The organism is Shigella dysenteriae (assembly GCF_022354085.1).
In the GTDB taxonomy this organism is placed as follows: domain Bacteria; phylum Pseudomonadota; class Gammaproteobacteria; order Enterobacterales; family Enterobacteriaceae; genus Escherichia; species Escherichia coli.
Map to the genome: position 1 here is coordinate 1,417,523 of NZ_CP055055.1, position 19,117 is coordinate 1,436,639.

General features: G+C 49.8%; 17 protein-coding genes. 5 read left to right on the forward strand and 12 right to left on the reverse strand.

The features are described from left to right. Position 1: 1 nt before the first annotated feature. Genes holA through leuS form a run of 3 tightly spaced genes read right to left on the reverse strand, consistent with a single transcriptional unit; the run spans position 2 to position 4,211 of the window. The gene (holA, locus tag HUZ68_RS06615) at positions 2-1,033 is read right to left on the reverse strand and encodes a DNA polymerase III subunit delta (protein WP_000620524.1); all 1,032 of its coding nucleotides are present in this window, start codon (positions 1,031-1,033) and stop codon (positions 2-4) included. Further along, the gene (lptE, locus tag HUZ68_RS06620) at positions 1,033-1,614 is read right to left on the reverse strand and encodes an LPS assembly lipoprotein LptE (protein WP_001269673.1); all 582 of its coding nucleotides are present in this window, start codon (positions 1,612-1,614) and stop codon (positions 1,033-1,035) included. The genes holA and lptE overlap by 1 nt, the downstream gene beginning before the upstream one ends. A 14-nt stretch (positions 1,615-1,628) precedes the next feature. Beyond that, positions 1,629-4,211, reverse strand: a complete 2,583-nt coding sequence (gene leuS, locus HUZ68_RS06625; RefSeq protein WP_033815533.1) for a leucine--tRNA ligase — start codon at positions 4,209-4,211, stop codon at positions 1,629-1,631. A 235-nt stretch (positions 4,212-4,446) separates the two neighbouring features. Here leuS and HUZ68_RS06630 point away from each other — a divergent pair, with 235 nt between their 5' ends. Beyond that, a complete protein-coding gene (locus HUZ68_RS06630; RefSeq protein WP_001044880.1) occupies positions 4,447-4,929 on the forward strand; it encodes a zinc ribbon-containing protein in 483 nt (160 codons plus the stop codon). Positions 4,930-4,998: 69 nt separating this feature from the next. Here HUZ68_RS06630 and ybeQ read toward each other — a convergent pair whose 3' ends face one another. Further along, entirely contained in the window at positions 4,999-5,976 is a 978-nt protein-coding gene (gene ybeQ, locus HUZ68_RS06635) for a Sel1 family TPR-like repeat protein YbeQ (protein ID WP_112925323.1), read from the reverse strand. A 163-nt stretch (positions 5,977-6,139) separates the two neighbouring features. Here ybeQ and HUZ68_RS06640 point away from each other — a divergent pair, with 163 nt between their 5' ends. Beyond that, complete coding sequence (locus HUZ68_RS06640; protein ID WP_033815518.1) at positions 6,140-6,847, forward strand: DUF1266 domain-containing protein; 708 nt, start codon at positions 6,140-6,142, stop codon at positions 6,845-6,847. Beyond that, positions 6,844-8,271: a J domain-containing protein gene (locus HUZ68_RS06645; RefSeq protein WP_000786627.1), complete on the forward strand. Its 1,428-nt coding sequence runs from the start codon at positions 6,844-6,846 to the stop codon at positions 8,269-8,271. The genes HUZ68_RS06640 and HUZ68_RS06645 overlap by 4 nt, the downstream gene beginning before the upstream one ends. A 9-nt stretch (positions 8,272-8,280) precedes the next feature. Here the strand turns inward: HUZ68_RS06645 and HUZ68_RS06650 are convergent, their stop codons facing one another. After that, positions 8,281-8,835 (reverse strand): tetratricopeptide repeat protein, encoded by a 555-nt coding sequence (locus HUZ68_RS06650; RefSeq protein WP_239594078.1) that lies wholly within the window; start codon positions 8,833-8,835, stop codon positions 8,281-8,283. Positions 8,836-8,936: 101 nt separating this feature from the next. Between HUZ68_RS06650 and HUZ68_RS06655 the strand changes: the two genes are divergently transcribed. Then, positions 8,937-9,644, forward strand: a complete 708-nt coding sequence (locus HUZ68_RS06655; protein WP_001030925.1) for a DUF1266 domain-containing protein — start codon at positions 8,937-8,939, stop codon at positions 9,642-9,644. Further along, positions 9,641-11,092 carry a co-chaperone DjlC gene (gene djlC, locus HUZ68_RS06660; RefSeq protein WP_033815519.1) on the forward strand — a complete coding sequence of 484 codons (1,452 nt, stop codon included), beginning with the start codon at positions 9,641-9,643 and terminating at the stop codon, positions 11,090-11,092. The genes HUZ68_RS06655 and djlC overlap by 4 nt, the downstream gene beginning before the upstream one ends. A gap of 59 nt (positions 11,093-11,151) precedes the next feature. On the opposite strand, the gene hscC is transcribed toward djlC, so the two are convergent. From hscC to lnt, 7 genes are all read right to left on the reverse strand, one after another. Further along, complete coding sequence (hscC, locus tag HUZ68_RS06665; RefSeq protein WP_033815520.1) at positions 11,152-12,822, reverse strand: molecular chaperone HscC; 1,671 nt, start codon at positions 12,820-12,822, stop codon at positions 11,152-11,154. Between the two features lie 83 nt (positions 12,823-12,905). Beyond that, positions 12,906-13,841, reverse strand: coding sequence for a pyrimidine-specific ribonucleoside hydrolase RihA (rihA, locus tag HUZ68_RS06670; RefSeq protein ID WP_001207503.1), 936 nt, complete (start codon positions 13,839-13,841; stop codon positions 12,906-12,908). 117 nt (positions 13,842-13,958) lie between these two features. After that, a complete protein-coding gene (gene gltL / locus HUZ68_RS06675) occupies positions 13,959-14,684 on the reverse strand; it encodes a glutamate/aspartate ABC transporter ATP-binding protein GltL (RefSeq protein ID WP_000631384.1) in 726 nt (241 codons plus the stop codon). After that, positions 14,684-15,358 carry a glutamate/aspartate ABC transporter permease GltK gene (gltK, locus tag HUZ68_RS06680; protein ID WP_000272824.1) on the reverse strand — a complete coding sequence of 225 codons (675 nt, stop codon included), beginning with the start codon at positions 15,356-15,358 and terminating at the stop codon, positions 14,684-14,686. Before gltK ends, gltL begins: the two co-directional genes overlap by 1 nt. Further along, positions 15,358-16,098, reverse strand: coding sequence for a glutamate/aspartate ABC transporter permease GltJ (gene gltJ / locus HUZ68_RS06685; RefSeq protein ID WP_000020941.1), 741 nt, complete (start codon positions 16,096-16,098; stop codon positions 15,358-15,360). Before gltJ ends, gltK begins: the two co-directional genes overlap by 1 nt. Before the next feature lie 169 nt (positions 16,099-16,267). Further along, positions 16,268-17,176, reverse strand: coding sequence for a glutamate/aspartate ABC transporter substrate-binding protein GltI (gene gltI / locus HUZ68_RS06690; protein WP_033815521.1), 909 nt, complete (start codon positions 17,174-17,176; stop codon positions 16,268-16,270). 396 nt (positions 17,177-17,572) lie between these two features. Next, positions 17,573-19,111: an apolipoprotein N-acyltransferase gene (gene lnt / locus HUZ68_RS06695; protein ID WP_000853043.1), complete on the reverse strand. Its 1,539-nt coding sequence runs from the start codon at positions 19,109-19,111 to the stop codon at positions 17,573-17,575. Positions 19,112-19,117 lie beyond the last annotated feature (6 nt).

Sequence of the window (19,117 nt, forward strand, 5' to 3'; positions counted from 1 at the left end):
ATCAACCGTCGATAAATACGTCCGCCAGGGGTTTATGGCACAACAGAAGAGATAACCCCTCCAGCTCTGCCCACACTGACTGACCATAATCTTGTTTGAGGGTGAGTTCCGTTCGTGTCAGGAGTTGCACGGCCTGACGTAACTGCGGCTGACTTAAGCGATTTAACGCCTCGCCCATCATGCCCCGGCGGTTCTGCCATACCCGATGCTTATCAAACAACGCACGCAGTGGCGTATGGGCAGACTGGCGTTTCAGGTTAACCAGTAACAACAGTTCACGTTGTAATGTGCGCAACAAAATAACCGGCTCGCTGCCTTCCAGACGCAGTTGCTGAAGAATATGCAACGCGCGCTTACTTTTTCCCATCAACAAAGCATCAACCCAATGAAAAGGGGTGAAATGCGCGGCATCATTCACCGCCTGTTCAACGCGCGGTAATGTCAGTTTGCCGTCTGGCCAGAGCAGCGATAAACGCTCCAGTGCCTGAGCCAGCGCCAGCAGGTTACCTTCATAACAGTAGCAGAGCACCTGATTTGCAGCGTCATCCAGTTCTAAGTTGAGCTGTTTTGCGCGCGCAGCAACCCAGCGGGGAAGCTGAGCCTGCTCCGGTGTCTGACAGGTCACCTGCACGCCGCAATTCGCAAGAGCAGTAAACCAGGCGGCATTTTCTTGCGCTTTGCTTAATTTATTACCGCGGACGATCAACAGCAGGTCGTCATGCAGAAGTCCGGTGAGTGTGAGAAGTTGTTCATTGATCGCCGCATTCGGTCCGTTTTCTGGTAACAACAGCAATAGCGTTTGTCGACTGGCAAACAGACTCATGGCCTGGCATAACGAAAAGATCGCATTCCAGTCAGTGTTGGGATCAATGGAAAAAGTGTGGTGTTCTTCGAATCCTTGTGCTGCAGCTACCTGACGAACAGCGTCCTGGCTTTCCTGCAATAACAGAGGATCGTTACCAAGTAAAAGATACGCCGCGCGCAGCCCTTCATTGAGCTGCGCGCGGAGTTGTTCCGGGTACAACCGAATCATCAGTTACCCAGCGTGGTGGAGACGCGTGCAGGCGTTGCCGGAGTATCCGTTGTGGTCGACGTCTGTTCTTCGTCGGAACGAATATCCGCAGCACGGATGCTTGGCAGCTTACGAATCAGCTGTTCGGCAGCACGGTCGTACATCTCTTTTACGATCATGTCTTGTTCGTTATCTTTCGCTAACGCCATTTGCGGGTTATCAAAGAACGAACGGAAGACTTTGGCGCTAATCGGGTAGATATCACGGCCGGGGATCAACACGGTCGCATTCACCGTCATGATCATCTGATACTCTGCTGTTTGACCGTTACGGAATACCGATGCGGTATCTTTCGCGATGCTCACTTTACCCAAACGCAGGGATGGAACGTCCTTACGCGTGGTTTCTTTATCAAGCAACTCGACACCATTCAGACGTAACTGGTTACGCACCGCACGGCTTAATGGCCCGTTCGGATCGCCTGAGTCCAGGATCATGACCTTCATAGTGGAAGGAACCTGCGTGGTATCACGCAGATGCCAGCCACACCCGGCGGTGATTAACACCGCCAGAGATAACAACAATGTTGCCAGATATCGCACGCTTCCTCCCGCGCTTAGCCAACGACCAGATTGAGGAGTTTACCTGGTACGTAAATCACTTTACGTACAGTAACGCCATCAAGATATTTTGCTACCAGATGTTCCTGGCCAGCACGTTCGCGAACCTGTTCTTCCGTTGCGTCCACCGGAACGGTGATTTTGGCACGGACTTTACCGTTAACCTGCACCACGACCAGCGTGGAGTCTTCCACCATCGCTTTTTCGTCAGCAACCGGCCACGGCGCGTTGTCGATATCGCCTTCGCCTTTCAGTTCCTGCCACAGCGTGAAGCAGATGTGCGGGGTGAACGGGTTAAGCATACGGACAACGGCCAGCAGCGCTTCCTGCATCAGAGCGCGATCCTGCTCGCCATCGGTTGGTGCTTTCGCCAGTTTGTTCATCAGCTCCATAATCGCCGCAATTGCGGTGTTGAAGGTCTGACGACGGCCGATATCATCGGTCACTTTAGCGATCGTTTTATGCACATCGCGACGCAGCGCTTTCTGATCTTCAGTCAGCGCATCAACGTTCAGTGCCGCAACATCACCTTTTGCTGTGTGCTCGTACACCAGTTTCCAGACACGTTTCAGGAAGCGGTTAGCCCCTTCCACGCCGGATTCCTGCCATTCGAGAGTCATATCAGCCGGAGAAGCAAACATCATAAACAGACGAACGGTGTCCGCGCCGTAACGTTCAACCATCACCTGCGGGTCGATACCGTTGTTCTTCGACTTGGACATTTTGCTCATGCCGGTATAAACCAGTTCATGGCCTGCCGCATCTTTCGCTTTCACGATACGGCCTTTCTCGTCACGTTCAACGATAGCATCAACCGGGGAAACCCAGTTACGTTCGCCGTTTTCGCCAACATAGTAGAAGGCATCTGCCAGCACCATACCCTGACACAGCAACTGTTTCGCTGGTTCGTCAGAGTTCACCATGCCTGCATCACGCATCAGTTTGTGGAAGAAGCGGAAGTAGAGCAGGTGCATAATGGCGTGTTCAATACCACCAATGTAGATATCCACCGGCAGCCAGTAGTTAGCCGCTTCGGAATCCAGCATACCTTCTTTGTACTCTGGGCAAGTGTAGCGCGCATAGTACCAGGAGGACTCCATAAAGGTGTCGAAAGTGTCGGTTTCACGCAGCGCTGGCATACCGTTAACGGTAGTTTTCGCCCACTCCGGATCTGCTTTAATCGGGCTGGTAATGCCGTCCATCACCACATCTTCCGGCAGGATCACCGGCAGCTGGTCGTCCGGGGTCGGCATTACGGTACCGTCTTCCAGCGTCACCATCGGAATCGGCGCGCCCCAGTAACGCTGACGAGAAACACCCCAGTCGCGCAGGCGGTAGTTCACTTTACGCTCGCCAACGCCCATCGCAGTCAGTTTATCGGAGATGGCGTTGAAGGCCGCTTCATGGTCAAGACCGTTGAACTCGCCAGAGTTGAACAGCACGCCTTTTTCAGTCAGGGCTTGCTGAGAAAGATCTGGCTCAGAGCCGTCAGCCGCCAGGATAACCGGTTTGATGTTCAGGCCGTATTTAGAGGCAAACTCGTAGTCGCGCTGGTCGTGACCCGGAACCGCCATAACTGCGCCCGTGCCGTACTCCATCAATACGAAGTTTGCTGCCCAAACGGGAATTTCTTCGCCCGTTAATGGGTGAACAGCTTTAAAGCCAGTATCGACGCCTTTTTTCTCCATCGTCGCCATTTCAGCTTCGGCAACTTTGGTGTTACGGCATTCGTCAATAAAGGCCGCCAGTTCAGGATTATTTTCCGCCGCTTTCTGCGCCAGCGGATGACCCGCAGCTACCGCCAGGTAGGTACAACCCATAAAGGTGTCCGGGCGGGTAGTGTAAACGGTCAGCGTGTTGTCATAGTCGTTAACGTTGAAGGTGATCTCCACGCCTTCGGAACGACCGATCCAGTTACGCTGCATGGTTTTAACGGTGTCTGGCCAGTGATCCAGTTTATCCAGATCGTTGAGCAGCTCGTCAGCGTAAGCAGTGATTTTGATAAACCACTGCGGGATCTCTTTACGTTCAACTTTGGTATCGCAGCGCCAGCAGCAGCCGTCGATAACTTGTTCGTTCGCCAGTACGGTCTGGTCGTTCGGGCACCAGTTGACCGCAGAAGTCTTCTTATATACCAGGCCTTTTTTATACAGCTCGGTGAAGAATTTCTGTTCCCAACGGTAGTATTCCGGCGTACAGGTTGCCAGCTCGCGGCTCCAGTCATAACCAAAGCCCAGCATTTTGAGCTGGTTTTTCATATACGCGATGTTGTCGTACGTCCACGGTGCCGGAGCGGTGTTGTTTTTCACCGCCGCGCCTTCCGCAGGCAGACCAAAGGCGTCCCAGCCGATCGGCTGCAGGACGTTTTTGCCCAGCATACGCTGGTAGCGGGCGATCACGTCACCGATGGTGTAGTTACGTACGTGGCCCATGTGTAGTCGACCAGAAGGATAGGGAAGCATAGACAGGCAGTAATACTTCTCTTTGCTCTCGTCTTCGGTTACTTCAAATGTGCGCTTCTCATCCCAATGAAGCTGTACTTTGGATTCTATCTCTTCCGGGCGGTATTGCTCTTGCATGGCAGCCAGTGGTCCTGTTTTCATTACGGCTACAAAAGTAGCGTTAGAGGTGGTTTTTCAGATCCGCATAGCATAGCCCAAACGTCCGCGTCAAAACAGCCTTTCGCGCACTCGACGTTGAAATGATGCCCGGATTATTCATACATTAATTTACAGAGTTTGTGGGCGTATTAGCAAAGCAAGGAACAAAGAACGTCTATTATTATAGTCAGTTAACGACCCGGGAGATGAAACGATGAACAAGGTTGCTCAATATTACCGTGAACTGGTTGCGTCACTGAGCGAACGCCTGCGCAATGGCGAACGTGATATCGACGCACTGGTGGAACAGGCGCGCGAGCGCGTAATAAAAACAGGGGAGTTAACGCGAACCGAGGTCGATGAGCTGACGCGAGCTGTCAGACGTGACCTGGAAGAGTTCGCCATGAGCTATGAAGAGAGCCTGAAAGAAGAATCTGACAGCGTCTTTATGCGGGTGATTAAAGAAAGCTTGTGGCAGGAGCTGGCAGACATCACCGATAAAACGCAGCTTGAATGGCGCGAAGTTTTCCAGGACCTCAATCATCATGGGGTTTATCACAGCGGAGAAGTGGTCGGGCTGGGAAATCTGGTCTGCGAGAAATGTCACTTCCATCTCCCGATCTACACACCGGAAGTGCTGACGCTATGCCCGAAATGTGGTCATGACCAGTTCCAGAGACGCCCGTTTGAGCCGTAATAGTCTGATTTCGCACAGCAATAAAGAGAATATGGGCCGAATGAAATTCCCCGGCCCTTGTTTTTATCTCTACAGTAAATCTTCAGTCTCACGAATTTCCTGACTGACATCTCTGGTTCCGGATGACTGAACTTTACGATACAGGTCGAGAGCCTGTCGGAGATCGACAGGTCTTCCTTCTCCGTAGTGATACATAATGGCCAGGTTATACCAGGCAGTGGCGTCATTGCATTCAGCGGCTTTCGTAAACCATTCAAAGGCAGCCTGATAATCTTTCTCAACGCCTTGTCCGTGTTTATACATATAACCGATGTTGACGTAAGCGCCGACGCTCCCCTGAGCGGCAGCCTTCAGATACCAGTACATCGCTTGCTTATAGTCCTGGTCCACCCCTTCGCCAGCGTTATAATCCCATGCAATTTGAAACTGAGCATGCCGATTACCCTGCTGTGCGCTTTTCAAATACCAGAATGCGGCGAGTGTCTCGTTTTGAGCAACGCCTTTTCCGTCTTCATAAAGATCGGCCAGATTGTTTTGCGCGTCACTATGGCCTTGTAATGCAGCTTGTTTGTACCAGAAAAATGCCAGCGTATAGTCTTGTGCGACTCCGTTGCCATTTCTGTACATCCACCCAAGATTATTTTGCGCATAAGACATTCCGCTCTCCGCGGCTATCTGATACCAGGCAACCGCTTCTTTATAGTTGGGGTCTTCTCCACGATCCAGTATCCAGCCAAGGGCGTTGGAAGCGAAAGTATGGCCTTGTAGGGCAGCTTTTTTCAGCCAGAAGATGGCTTGCTCATTATCTTTATGACGGCTTTTATCCTCGGTATACTTTTGCCCTAAGGAATACTGTGCTTCACAATGACCTTGCTCAGCGGCCAGCTTCAGCCAGTAAAAGGCCTTTTCGTCGTCCGGAGAGTTAATTGCGCTATCGCGATTATAATAAAACCCAACAATATATTGAGCCTCACTATCGCCTTGTTCAGCACGTTCGATAATCTCATCTATTGACAAATTATCGCAGCAACTTGACGTAAAAATCATTATCATTTCCTTATGGTTGCAGATAAAACATATTATATTTTTATGTGTTCCGTTTTTGCGTAAGTCTTATTTTATGCGTATTATGTTGTGTCAGAAAAGTATAAATAAATGAGCCTCGTAATGTAGTTTGCATTCATTAAATGAATGTTTAAGGATAAATTATATGGACATGGAGTCGAAAAAAATATTGTTTGCACTTTCCACTCCGATGGAAATACGCAATGAATGCTGTTTACCTTCGCATTCATCACCCAAAATGTATTTAGGTACACGCTTTTTTGACCTTTCTTCCTCCTGGGGAATTGATGACCGTGATGACCTGCTGCGCACAATTCACCGAATGATCGATAACGGTCATGCCGCGCGGTTGGCAGGGTTTTATCACCGCTGGTTTCGTTATTCTCCATGTGAATGGCGTGACTATCTTGCTGAATTAAATGAGCAAGGTCAGGCTTATGCGCAATTTGTCGCCAGCACAGCCGAATGCTGTGGTGAGGGAGGAATTAAAGCATGGGATTATGTCCGGATGGGTTTTTTAAGTCGAATGGGCGTACTTAATAACTGGTTGAGTGAAGAAGAAAGTCTATGGATCCAGTCGCGTATTCATCTACGGGCTCTACGTTATTATAGTAACTGGCGGCAATACTTTGCCGGTTATACCTTTGGTCGGCAATATTGGCAGTCTCCCGAAGATGATAATCTGCCTTTATTACGTGAATTCTTAGCGCGTAAAGAATACGACGATTCCGGCAATGATATGTTTTATCAATTATTTGCCAGTGACGATGCATATTACGCGACCTTACCCTGGCAACCACTGGCTGACTACCCCACATGCCCGGAAACGCTTAAGGATATGAGCGACCTATGAAAAATTGCTGGAAGATCCTCAACATAGAGGAAACGACTGACGTCGATATTATCCGCCGCGCTTATCTGGCGCTGTTACCGTCCTTTCATCCAGAAACCGATCCGCAGGGTTTTAAACAACTTCGTCAGGCGTATGAGGAAGCGCTCCGGATTGCGCAGTCGCCTGCTAAATCTGTTTGGCAACCAGAAGAATATGAGGTAGCAGAACATGAAATTCTGCTCGCCTTTAGTGCGTTACTTGCCTCTGATAGTGAACGTTTTCTGCCCTCCGCCTGGCAGCGATTCATTCAGCAATTAAATTATTGCTCGATGGATGAGATTGATGAATTACGCTGGTCGCTGTGCACAATAGCCATGAACACTGCCCATTTATCCTTCGAGTGCGTGGTGTTATTAGCAGAAAGATTGCGGTGGTTACAGGAGGAAAATACCGGGGAAATAGACGAAGAAGAACTGGAATCCTTTTTATATGCCATTGCGAAGGGGAATGTTTTTAACTTCCAGACCATTCTGCATCTGCCCGTTGCCGTGCAAAATGACACCATCGATTTTTACCAAATGTTCGCTCGGATTTGGTCATCGCATCCAGAATGGCTGACATTGTATTTAGCGCAACATCGCGCAGTGATTATCCCCGATGATGCAAAACTGCACGGAAATTTACTCCGCTGGTATAGCGCAGGTCGCCTGGGAATTCCCGAACTCCTGGATTACGCCCGGTCGTGGCGGGAAGCTGAATCTGATAATGAAGATGCGCGTTATTATGAATACGCACAACGCGTCTATTGTGGAGAAGGCGAAAGCTTGCTGGCAGAACTTTGTGACTACTGGCGCGAGTATCCCTCCACCCAGGCGGATGCTTTAATATTGCAATGGTGCCGTCAGCATCGGGTCGATTATTACCCGTTAGTGGTGATGATGATTGAAGCTCGTGAACTGGTTAACGATCAGGGAAAACCGCTACTTTATATCCCCGGCGACAGCGCCCGTACGCGTTTTCATTTATACGAAATACTCAGCGATGAAAAACTCTCTGCTCTGGGGCGTTCACTGGTCGAGATGGTTTTGCACAAAGGACGTAAGCCGCGGATCTCACTCACGCGTGATACAGAACATCCCTTATGGCCATTATATTTAGTTGCCAAACAATTAGTGCAGGCCAGCCAACCAACAGAAGAATCATTAATGCCGATCGTAAGCCGTCTTGATGCAGAAAATCGTTGTCCACTGGAAGCATTAATTATTCGTCGATTATTAATTCAGGCGGCTAATTTTACCGAGAAGCAAACTGTTGAACCGGAGCCGCAACCGCAGCCAATGCCCGTTGACGATGGTGGGCCAGGCTGTCTGGGCATCATTAAAATTATTTTCTATATTTTTATCTTTGCTGGTTTGATAGGGAAAATACTCCATCTGTTCGGGTGACAGTCGACGTTAATGTGCGGGAAGCCCGGCAAGTAATCTTTCCGCATTTTTGTAATGTTGTTTGGCGGCCAGTTTTAACCATTTTTGAGATTCATAATGGTTAACATTAATACCTGAGCCATTTCTGTAGATCAAACCTAAAGCATATTGAGCATGAGCATACCCTTGTTCAGCTGCTTCCTTATACCAGAGAATTGCTTTACGGGTGTCGGGTTTGACCCCCAGACCTTTGAGGTAGATCCACCCCAGTTTACTTTGCGCGCGTGGATTTTCCTGTTCCGCTGATTGCTCATACCAGTATCTCGCCTGTGTATAATCCAGTGGTTTACCGTCGCTACCATGAAGATAAAATTCTCCAAGGCGATATTGCGACGTTGAGTGACCATGAATCGCGGAAAGCTCCGTGGCTGCCGTGGTGAATGGAAGACTGCCCGGTGAGCTTAAATAATCAAAGGCAAAATTCACCATGGCTTTATCACGCAACGTCGTTTTCTTGGGTTGGCTAATACAGGTAATTGCTGCAACTATAAAAATTGCGAATATATACATTAATTTTTTATTCATGTGTGAATGCTTCGATTTTCTTTTTATTTTGAAAGCGTCAAGTTTATACTCATCAATAATAAAAAAGTAGTCAGTTAATGCACTTAAGGGATTATTAACAAATGAATAAGGAAGAACAATATCTTCTTTTTGCGCTTTCTGCGCCCATGGAAATACTTAATCAGGGTTGCAAACCCGCGCATGACTCGCCAAAAATGTATACCGGGATAAAAGAATTCGATCTCTCATCATCCTGGGGAATAAATAATCGTGATGATTTAATTCAGACTATTTATCAGATGACTGATGATGGTCATGCTAATGATTTAGCTGGCTTATATCTGACATGGCATCGCTCTTCCCCTGAAGAGTGGAAAGCATTAATTGCTGGTGGCTCGGAGAGAGGGTTGATTTATACCCAATTCGTTGCCCAAACCGCTATGTGCTGTGGAGAAGGGGGAATCAAAGCTTGGGATTATGTTCGAATGGGGTTTCTGTCACGGGTCGGTGTGCTCAACAAGTGGCTGACGGAAGACGAGAGTTTATGGCTGCAATCGCGCGTCTATGTACGAGCTCACCATTACTATCACAGCTGGATGCACTATTTTTCTGCCTATTCACTAGGGCGTCTCTACTGGCAATCTTCTCAGTGCGAAGACAACACTTCGCTACGCGAGGCGCTAACCCTGTACAAATACGATAGCGCCGGGAGTCGTATGTTCGAAGAACTGGCAGCGGGAAGCGATCGTTTCTATGCCACGCTTCCCTGGCAGCCATTAACTGTCCAGCCTGAATGCCCGGTAACGCTTAAGGATGTGAGCGACCTATGAAAACATGTTGGCAAATCCTCGAAATTGAAAGCACGACGCAAATAGACATTATCCGCCAGGCTTATCTTGCTCGCTTACCGTTATGTCATCCCGAAACCGATCCGCAGGGGTTTAAAGCATTACGCCAGGCCTATGAAGAGGCGCTGCGACTGGCGGTAAATCCTGTCGAGGAAGCAGATGATGAAGAAAAAGATGCCGCCGCTGAACATGAAATACTACGTGCATTCAGGGCATTACTGGATTCAGAAAGTGATCGTTTTCAGCCCTCCGCCTGGCAGAAATTTATTCAGCAATTAAATACCTGGAACATGGAGGATGTCGATCAATTACGCTGGCCGCTGTGTGCAATCGCTATAGAAGCGCGATATCTTTCATTGAATTGTGCTTCTTTGCTGGCAGAGCGTTTGAACTGGCATTCGTTTAATGACAGCGAAGGAATGGATGAGGAAGAAAGGGAGGCTTTTCTTGAGGCCATTCAGGCTGGTGATTGTTTCGATTTCCTTAGCCTTCTGGAATATCCCGTTGCGTTGCAGAACCAGACGGTTGAGTATTACTTCGCGCTGGAACGATGCTGCCGTTACCATCCTGACTATGTCACTGCGTTTTTGGCGATGGATGGTCCGTGGTTCATTCCTGATGATGCGAAGTTGCATCGCAAACTGTTGCGCTGGTACAGCTCGGTGCAAACAGGTATGGCGGAACTCATTCCTGTCGCTCAACAGTGGCAAATGGAAGAACCAGAAAGCGAAGATGCCCGGTATTACCAGTGTGCACAACGTTTGTACTGCGGCGAGGGGGAAAGCCTGCTTGCCGATCTCTGCGCGTACTGGGAAAGTTACCCATCTACACAAGCCGATAATTTGTTGTTGCAGTGGAGCGCACAACATTGCCCGGATTATTTCGCGTTATTAGTGATGGTTATCGAAGCGCGGAGCATGGTAGATGCGCAAGGTAAACCGTTGAAATATGTTCCTGGTGAGAGCGCCCGGACGCGTCTGTTATGGGCGGAAATTTTACATAACGGAAAACTATCGCCGTTAGGTCAATCGTTTATTGAGTCGTTATTCTTCAAACGCAAAGCATGGGCGTGGTGGAAATCGAGAGTCGGTAGCGAGACAGAAGAGGATTCACCGTTACTGGATTTGTATCGGGTAGCGGAACAGGTAGTACTTGAAGCGTTTCCGAAACAAGAGATGCTGGCCCGTCTCAATACAAGGCTGGAAGGCGGAGATGCTCATCCATTAGAGGCCATTATCACCCGGATGCTGTTGACGAAAGTAAAACTCGAGCCGGAGGATGAAGATGTCGATGAGCCAACACCTGAAAACCATGAAGAAAAAAATGATGAGGATGAAAAACCACAGAGCATTATCAGCATTATCAAAATCAGCTTAACGGTGCTGGTGATAGGTTATGCTCTCGGCAAAATCGCGATGTTGTTTAGTTGACGATGTGTTTTTTGCGCCGATGCCGGATGCAGCATTTACGCCGCATCCGGCAGCCGTGATTATGGGATCTCAATGGCTAAATAAACGCTCGCCCGCCGCCTGACCTCATCGACGCGGGCCATATCGTTTGACTGCAGCGCCGCATCAAAATCGGTGATCACCCGGCCAATCTCTTCTCGCTCGTCACCCAGCGCCCGCGCCCACAACTCTTCCAGTTTGGCTTTAAAGGTGCGGTTGATGAGCATATCGCGCGGATAAATTTTCAATGCGGATAACCGCGTCCGACTCTCTTCAATCTGCTGCGCGCTCAATGTTACCGGGCTGTGGTTAATCACTCTGGACTTAACGCTGCCGTCTTCCAGAAGCACGTCAACTTCAAGCAAGCCGTTGATATCATAACTAAAGCGAATATCAATCGACTGATAAGCCCCGGTTTTCTTCAACGGCACATCGAAGGATTCCACCAGAATGTTATTTTTAACTTTGTGGTTTTCTCCCTGATAGACGTTAACCGTAATAGAATCCTGTTCCGGGTGCATGGTCGAGTAAGTTTCTACACGCGACACCGGTACTGTGGTGTTTCGTTCAATAATCGGCGAGAAAATGCCGGAAACGCCCTGGCGGTTAACTTCAACGCCCAACGAGTAAGGGCAAATATCAGTGAGGATCACTTCTTCAATATCTTCACTGCGTAAGCGGCAGGCTGCCTGGATTGCTGCGCCCAGCGCGACAATGGTGCTCGGATCGTAACTTTGATACGGTAATTTGCCAAACAGACGCACGGCGATTCGCTGCACCAGCGGCATTTGTGACGCGCCGCCAACCAGCACCAGACTGTCGATTTGACTCGGCTTCAGACGCGCATCGCGCAACGCCTGTTCAATCGGCACTCGCAAGCGATTGAGCAGCGGCAACCACAAATCTTCCAGTTCGTTCTCGTAAAATTCGCATTCCCGCGTTTCATCCTGGTACTGCCAGCGAATGTGCATTGGCGATTGATTGCTACATTTTGCCGCTTCCACACAGGCATACAAGGCTGCCAGTTCACTCTCGTTAAGCGTGGTCCTGGCGACATCCGCGCGTTTTAAAACCTCATCGACCAGCATATGGGTAAAATCTTCGCCACCGAGGAAGTTGTCGCCAGCGGAGGCGTGAACTTCAATCACCGGCGTGGCGTACTCAAGCACCGTAACGTCAAACGTGCCGCCACCGAGATCAAACACCAGCGAACGGGTATTTTGTTGGGTATGCAGGCCATACGCCATCGCAGCTGCTGTGGGTTCATTAATTAAGCGTACCGCATTTAACCCGGCTAACTCCGCTGCTAAACGGGTATGCTTGCGTTGTTCATCACTGAAATAAGCCGGAACAGAGATCACCACATCTTTAATCGGACGTTGCAGAAATTCTTCGGCATCTTCTTTTAATGAGCGTAATACCAAAGAGGACAGTTCTGGCGCGTTAAATGTGTCGCTGCCTAACCGCCAGTTGGTATTACTGCCCATTGCACGTTTAAATAACGCTGCCGTTTTATCCGGATGCGAAGTACGCCGTGATACAGCCGGTTTTCCGACTAAAATATGATTATTTTCATCCATGCTAATTATGGATGGTGTTAAATATTCACCGAACTTATTTGGAATTAATTGCGCGGCACCGTCTTTCCAGACGGCAATTAAACTATTGGTAGTACCGAGATCGATACCAATGGCGAGTTCTGCATTATCCATTGCATTTATATCTTGAAAGAAAAAGAGATAAACAGATTAAGACCACCCAGGTAACGCGTGGTGATCTTAATCAATGACGTGTGTTAAGCGTAAAATTTCAGACGATCAGCCAGTAAATCAACAAAGCCCTGACGATCAACATCGACCATTACAGTGGCATTCGGTTTATTGCCAGTCAGATAATAATAATCAACAACCGTCATCCCCTGGGTATATTTCCCCTGTGTTTCCACGCCAACCCAGCGCTCAACAGTGGTAAACAACTCGGGTTTCAACAGCCAGGCGATGGTGCATGGGTCATGCAGCGGTGCGCCGACAAAGCCCCATTTTTCGTCTTTATGATATTCGAGGAAGAAATCCAGCAGTTCGGCAACAATGGTTGAAACCGGGTTACCAATCGCGCGGAAACGCTCGGTGTCCTCAACGTGGATTTGCGCTTTGTGAGTAACATCCAGACCGGCCATCACCACCGGGATCCCTGACTGGAAGACAATTTCTGCCGCTTCCGGGTCAACGTAAATATTAAATTCAGCCGCAGGCGTCCAGTTACCAAGCCCCATTGCGCCGCCCATAATCACGATACGGGCAATTTTGCTATGCAGTTCCGGATGGCTATTGAGCAGCAAGGCAACGTTAGTTTGCGGTCCGGTAGAAACAATGGTGACAGGTTCCGCACTTTCACGCAGCGTTTTCGCCATTAGCTCTACCGCCGTACAGTTTTGCGGTGCGAACGCCGGTTCCGGTAATGCCGGGCCGTCGAGACCGCTTTCGCCGTGCACATTGTCCGCGATAATCAACTCACGCATTAACGGTTTTACCGCGCCGCCTGCTACCGGAATATCGGTGCGATTAAGCAAGGTCAGCATACGCAGAACATTGCGTAAGGTTTTTTCTGGTGTCTGGTTTCCGGCGGAAGACGTAATTGCTTTGACATCAAGCTCTGGTGAGGCGAGGGCGAGAACTATTGCGATAGCGTCGTCATGACCTGGGTCGCAATCTAACAGAATTGGCAGTGCCATTGTTGCTCCTTGTTGTGTGCTTCTTTGCGACAAGGGTAACGCCAGGATGTAACAGATACGAGGGGCGAAACGATAAAGCGTGAGATGGCGCGCAATTGGGTATGCGCGCCAGAGTGATTAATGCAGGATTTTCGCGAGGAAGTCTTTTGCGCGGTCCGATTTCGGATCATCGAAGAACGCATCTTTCGGCGAGTCTTCGACAATTTTACCCTCATCCATAAAGATCACCCGATTCGCCACTTTACGGGCAAAGCCCATTTCGTGGGTCACCACCATCATGGTCATCCCCTCGTTCGCCAGTTCGACCATCACGTCCAGCACTTCGTTGATCATCTCCGGGTCTAGTGCCGATGTGGGTTCGTCGAACAGCATCGCAATAGGATCCATACACAATGCGCGAGCAATTGCCACACGCTGCTGCTGGCCGCCGGAAAGCTGCGCCGGAAATTTATTGGCATGTGCGGAAAGTCCCACGCGCTCCAGCAATTTCAATGCTTTTTCACGAGCCGGTGCTTTATCGCGTTTAAGCACTTTCACCTGCGCCAGGGTCAGGTTTTCGATAATCGACAGATGAGGGAACAGCTCGAAATGTTGGAATACCATCCCGACGCGAGAACGCAGCTTTGCCAGATCGGTTTTCTTGTCGTTAACCACGATACCATCGACGGTGATTTCACCTTGCTGCACTGGTTCGAGGCCGTTGACGGTTTTAATCAGCGTTGATTTGCCGGAACCAGACGGGCCGCAAACCACCACCACTTCGCCTTTTTTCACTTCGGTTGAGCAGTCGGTCAGCACCTGAAAGTGACCATACCATTTTGAAACATTTTTCAGGGTAATCATTATGCTGTCCTTCTTTTCAAGTAGCTGACCAACAACGACGCGCTAAGGCTAATAACGAAATAAACAAATCCGGCAAACAGGATCATCTCAACCTGCGTACCATCACGCTCACCAATGGTTGAGGCGGTACGGAAGAAATCGGCCAGAGATAACACATACACCAGCGAGGTATCCTGGAACAGTACGATGCCCTGAGTGAGCAGCAGCGGCACCATCGCGCGGAACGCCTGCGGCAGAATAATCAGTTTCATCGACTGCCAGTGAGTCATTCCCAACGCCAGCGCGGCGCTAGACTGACCACGAGAAATACTTTGAATACCAGCACGGATAATCTCTGAATAGTAGGCCGCTTCAAACATCGAAAACGCCACCATCGCCGAAATTAAACGGATATCATTTTTTGGTGATAATCCCAGCACGTTTTGCAGAAAACCCGGCACGATCAGGTAAAACCACAGCAAAACCATAACTAAAGGAATCGAGCGGAATACGTTAACGTAGGCTTTGGCAAACCACGCTACGGGCGCAAAGCTGGACAAGCGCATCACCGCCAGCATGGTGCCCCACAAAATACCAATCACGACTGCCGTGACGGTGATTTTCAGGGTGATCACCAGCCCGTCGAGCAGATATGGCAGGGAAGGAACAATGGAACTCCAGTCAAACTCGTACATTATTTGCCCCCCATGTTGCCGGGCAGGCGAACTTTACGTTCAACCAGCGTCATCACCAGCATGATAAAAGCGTTAATCAATACATACGCCAGCGTAATGGCGGTAAACGACTCCCAGGCGTGAGCCGAGTAGTCGAGCAATTTACCCGCCTGCGCTGCCATATCTACCAGACCGATGGTCGAGGCGATGGCGGAGTTTTTCACCAGGTTCATCATCTCTGAGGTCATCGGCGGGACGATAACGCGATAAGCATTAGGCAGCAGTACGTAGCGGTAAGCCTGCGGTAGCGTCAGACCCATCGCCAGCGCGGCATTTTTTTGCCCGCGCGGCAGCGACTGAATCGCGGCGCGTACCTGTTCGCAAACACGGGCGGCGGTAAACAGCCCCAGGCAGAGCATGGATGAAAGGAAAAACTGAATATTGGGATCCAGCTCGGCCTTAAACCACATGCCGATTTTCTCCGGCAGCAGCTCCGGGATCACCAGATACCAGGTAAAGAATTGCACAATCAACGGCACGTTGCGGAACAGTTCGACATACAACGTACCCAGACCGGAGAGAAAACGGTTTGGAACGGTACGTAAAATGCCGAAAAATGAACCGACGAGGAAAGCGATAATCCAGGCGCAGATCGACAAAGCGATCGTCACCTGAAAACCACTCCAGATCCAACCAAGATAGGTGGTGTTGCCGAACGGGGCTTGTTGTAAAAAAATACCCCAGTTCCAGTCTATAGACATAAATCTACTCCAGAAAAAAGAGGGTAGCAGCGTTAACTGCTACCCTCGAAGATTGTTACCCAGCGTATTGCGGTTTTCAGGCCCGATGGGGAACGACCATCAGGCGTATAGTCTGTCCGTGCTACGTAACAATCGAGAGGGCTGGAATTTCCGCCCCTGGTTCTTGTAATTAGTTCAGTGCCTTGTCATTCGGTTCTTTGAACAGTGCTTTCATTTCGTCTGACAGTTCGAAATTCATGTTCAGGTTTTTCGGCGGAATTGGATTTTTGAACCATTTATCAAACCATTTTTCCGCTTCACCGGAGGTCTGCACCTGAGCGATAGTGTCATCCATCAGCTTTTTGAACTGCGGATCGTCTTTACGCAACATGCAACCATAGGCTTCCTGAGACTGCGGCTTGCCGACGATATCCCAGTTGTCTGGTTTCTTCGCTTTCGCACGTTCACCGGCCAGCAGAGCATCATCCATCATAAAGGCAACGGCACGACCGCTTTCCAGGGTACGGAAAGAGTCACCGTGATCTTTGGCGCTGATGATGCGCATATTCATTTTTTGCTCTTCATTCAGTTTGTTGAGCAAAACTTCAGAGGTAGTGCCGGAAGTGACGACTACGGCTTTGCCTTTCAGGTCGGCAAAATCTTTGATATCGCCGCCCTTTTTGGTCAACAGGCGCGTACCGACCACGAAAATAGTGTCAGAGAAAGCCGCCTGTTTTTGGCGTTCGACGTTGTTGGTGGTAGAACCACATTCAAAATCGAAAGTGCCGTTTTGCAGAAGAGGAATACGGTTTTGTGAGGTGATCGGAATTAGTTTCACCTGCAAGTCCGGTTTGTTGAGTTTGTTTTTCACTGCTTCAACAATGGCGTTGGAGTAATCCTGCGAATAACCCACCACTTTTTGCTGATTGTCGTAATAAGAGAAAGGTACTGAAGATTCACGGTGACCGACGACAATCACGCCGTTTTTGGCGATTTTGTCCAGCGTACTGCCCGCTGCCGGGGCGGCGTCATCTGCCTGTGCCAGTCCTGCGGAAAGCGCAAGGGCCAGGATTGCTGTGGCAGGTTTACGTAATTGCATATCCAACTCCTTTATCTTCTGCGTTAAGAACGCATGGATACCCGTTGTGAGTGTTTGTGTTGTTATCGTCTGCAACTTTATTGTGCAGTGTTGTGACTGTTAGGTAACATTTAGTTTGGCTAAATGTAAAGATATTGATGTTTTATTGTTTGTTTTTGCGAGGTGCACCGCACCATTCCGAAGCAAAATTCTTAAAATGCACTCTTTTGGTGCTACCGGTGGATTGCTGTGGTGCAACCGGGTTGTACTGATGCTGGTTAAAGCTTTGCCTTGTATAACAAAGCAATAGATGTGCCAAAGTTGGATAGGAGAATATTGTTATCCGGATAACGCACTGATGCCGCATCCGGTGAGCGTGCCGAAATATGGGATGTATTCCGGCACGATAAGAAGGGATTATTTACGTCGCTGACGCAGACTCATCAACACAGCAGCAAAACCAAACAGTGCCGTCAGCACCCACAGCGGCCAGTTGCCGGTACGTGCGTATGGTGTGAGTCCGGTGGTCGGCGTCACGTTAGTGGTTAACACCTCGCGGGTGAACTGCGGGATCATCGCCTGAATCTCACCCTGCGGGCCAATCACCGCCGTAATGCCGTTGTTGGTGCTGCGCAACAGTGGGCGCGCCAGCTCCAGCGCACGCATTCGCGCCATCTGGAAGTGCTGCCATGGACCAATAGACTTACCAAACCACGCATCGTTGGAGATAGTCAGCAGATAGTCGGTATCCGGGCGGAAGTTATCGCGCACTTGCTCGCCGAGAATGATCTCGTAGCAAATAGCCGCAGTAAGCTCAATACCATTTGCCGACAGCGGCGGCTGGATATATGGTCCACGGCTGAACGACGACATCGGCAGATCAAAGAACGGTGCTAACGGACGCAGAATCGACTCCAGCGGGACAAACTCGCCAAACGGCACCAGATGGTTTTTGTTATAGCGATCGGCTGATTCGTAGCTGTACGGTGCACCTTTACCCAGTGTGATGATGGTGTTGTAGGTATCGTAACGGTTCTGCTTATTAAGACGCGCGTCAACAATCCCGGTGACCAGCGAGCTACCTTTATCACGCAACTCACCGTCCAGAGCTTTGAGGAACGGTTGCTGATTAATTTCCAGATCGGTTATCGCCGACTCCGGCCAGATAATCAACGATGATTTGCCCATCAGCGGTGCCGTTGCGTTGTAGTAAATCTTCAGCGTATTAAGAAGCTGGCCTTCGTCCCATTTCAGCGATTGCGGAATATCGCCCTGAACCATCGAAACCTGAATGGTTTTCTCCGGTTGTGGGGTAAACCACTGGATGTAACGCAGCGGGAAGGGAAGGGCAAACAGCACGACGGCCACCACCAGCGGACGCCAGTTGCGTTTGACTAACGCCAGTGCCAGCAGGCCGCTAACCATCATAAGCAGGAAGTTAATGGCTTCCACGCCCATTAGCGGTGCCAGCCCTTTTAACGGGCCATCAATCTGGCTATAGCCGAACTGTAACCACGGGAAGCCAGTCAGCACCCAACCGCGCAGAAACTCGGTCACTTGCCAGAGAGCAGGAGCGGCAATCGCCACGCGCAGCCAGGTGGTTTTCGGCCACAGACGCGACAGCACGCCAGCAAACAGTCCGGTATACAGCGACAAATACGCCGCCAGCAGTACCACCAGGAAGATGTTAACCGGGCCAGGCATTCCGCCAAAGGTCGCGATGCTGACATAGACCCAGTTAATACCGCTGCCAAAGAGACCAAATCCCCAGCAAAAGCCAATAGCGGCAGACTGGAGTGGACGGCGGTTAAAGGTCAACGCCTGAAGCCCCATCAGCGAAATAATCGCCGCAGGCCAGACGTCGTAAGGAGAGAAGGCCAGCGTTCCGCAGGCACCGAATAATAACGCCAGCAGCAGGCGAATGCGCTGGCGTTCAATTAATGAGGCAAAAGCCATGTAGTT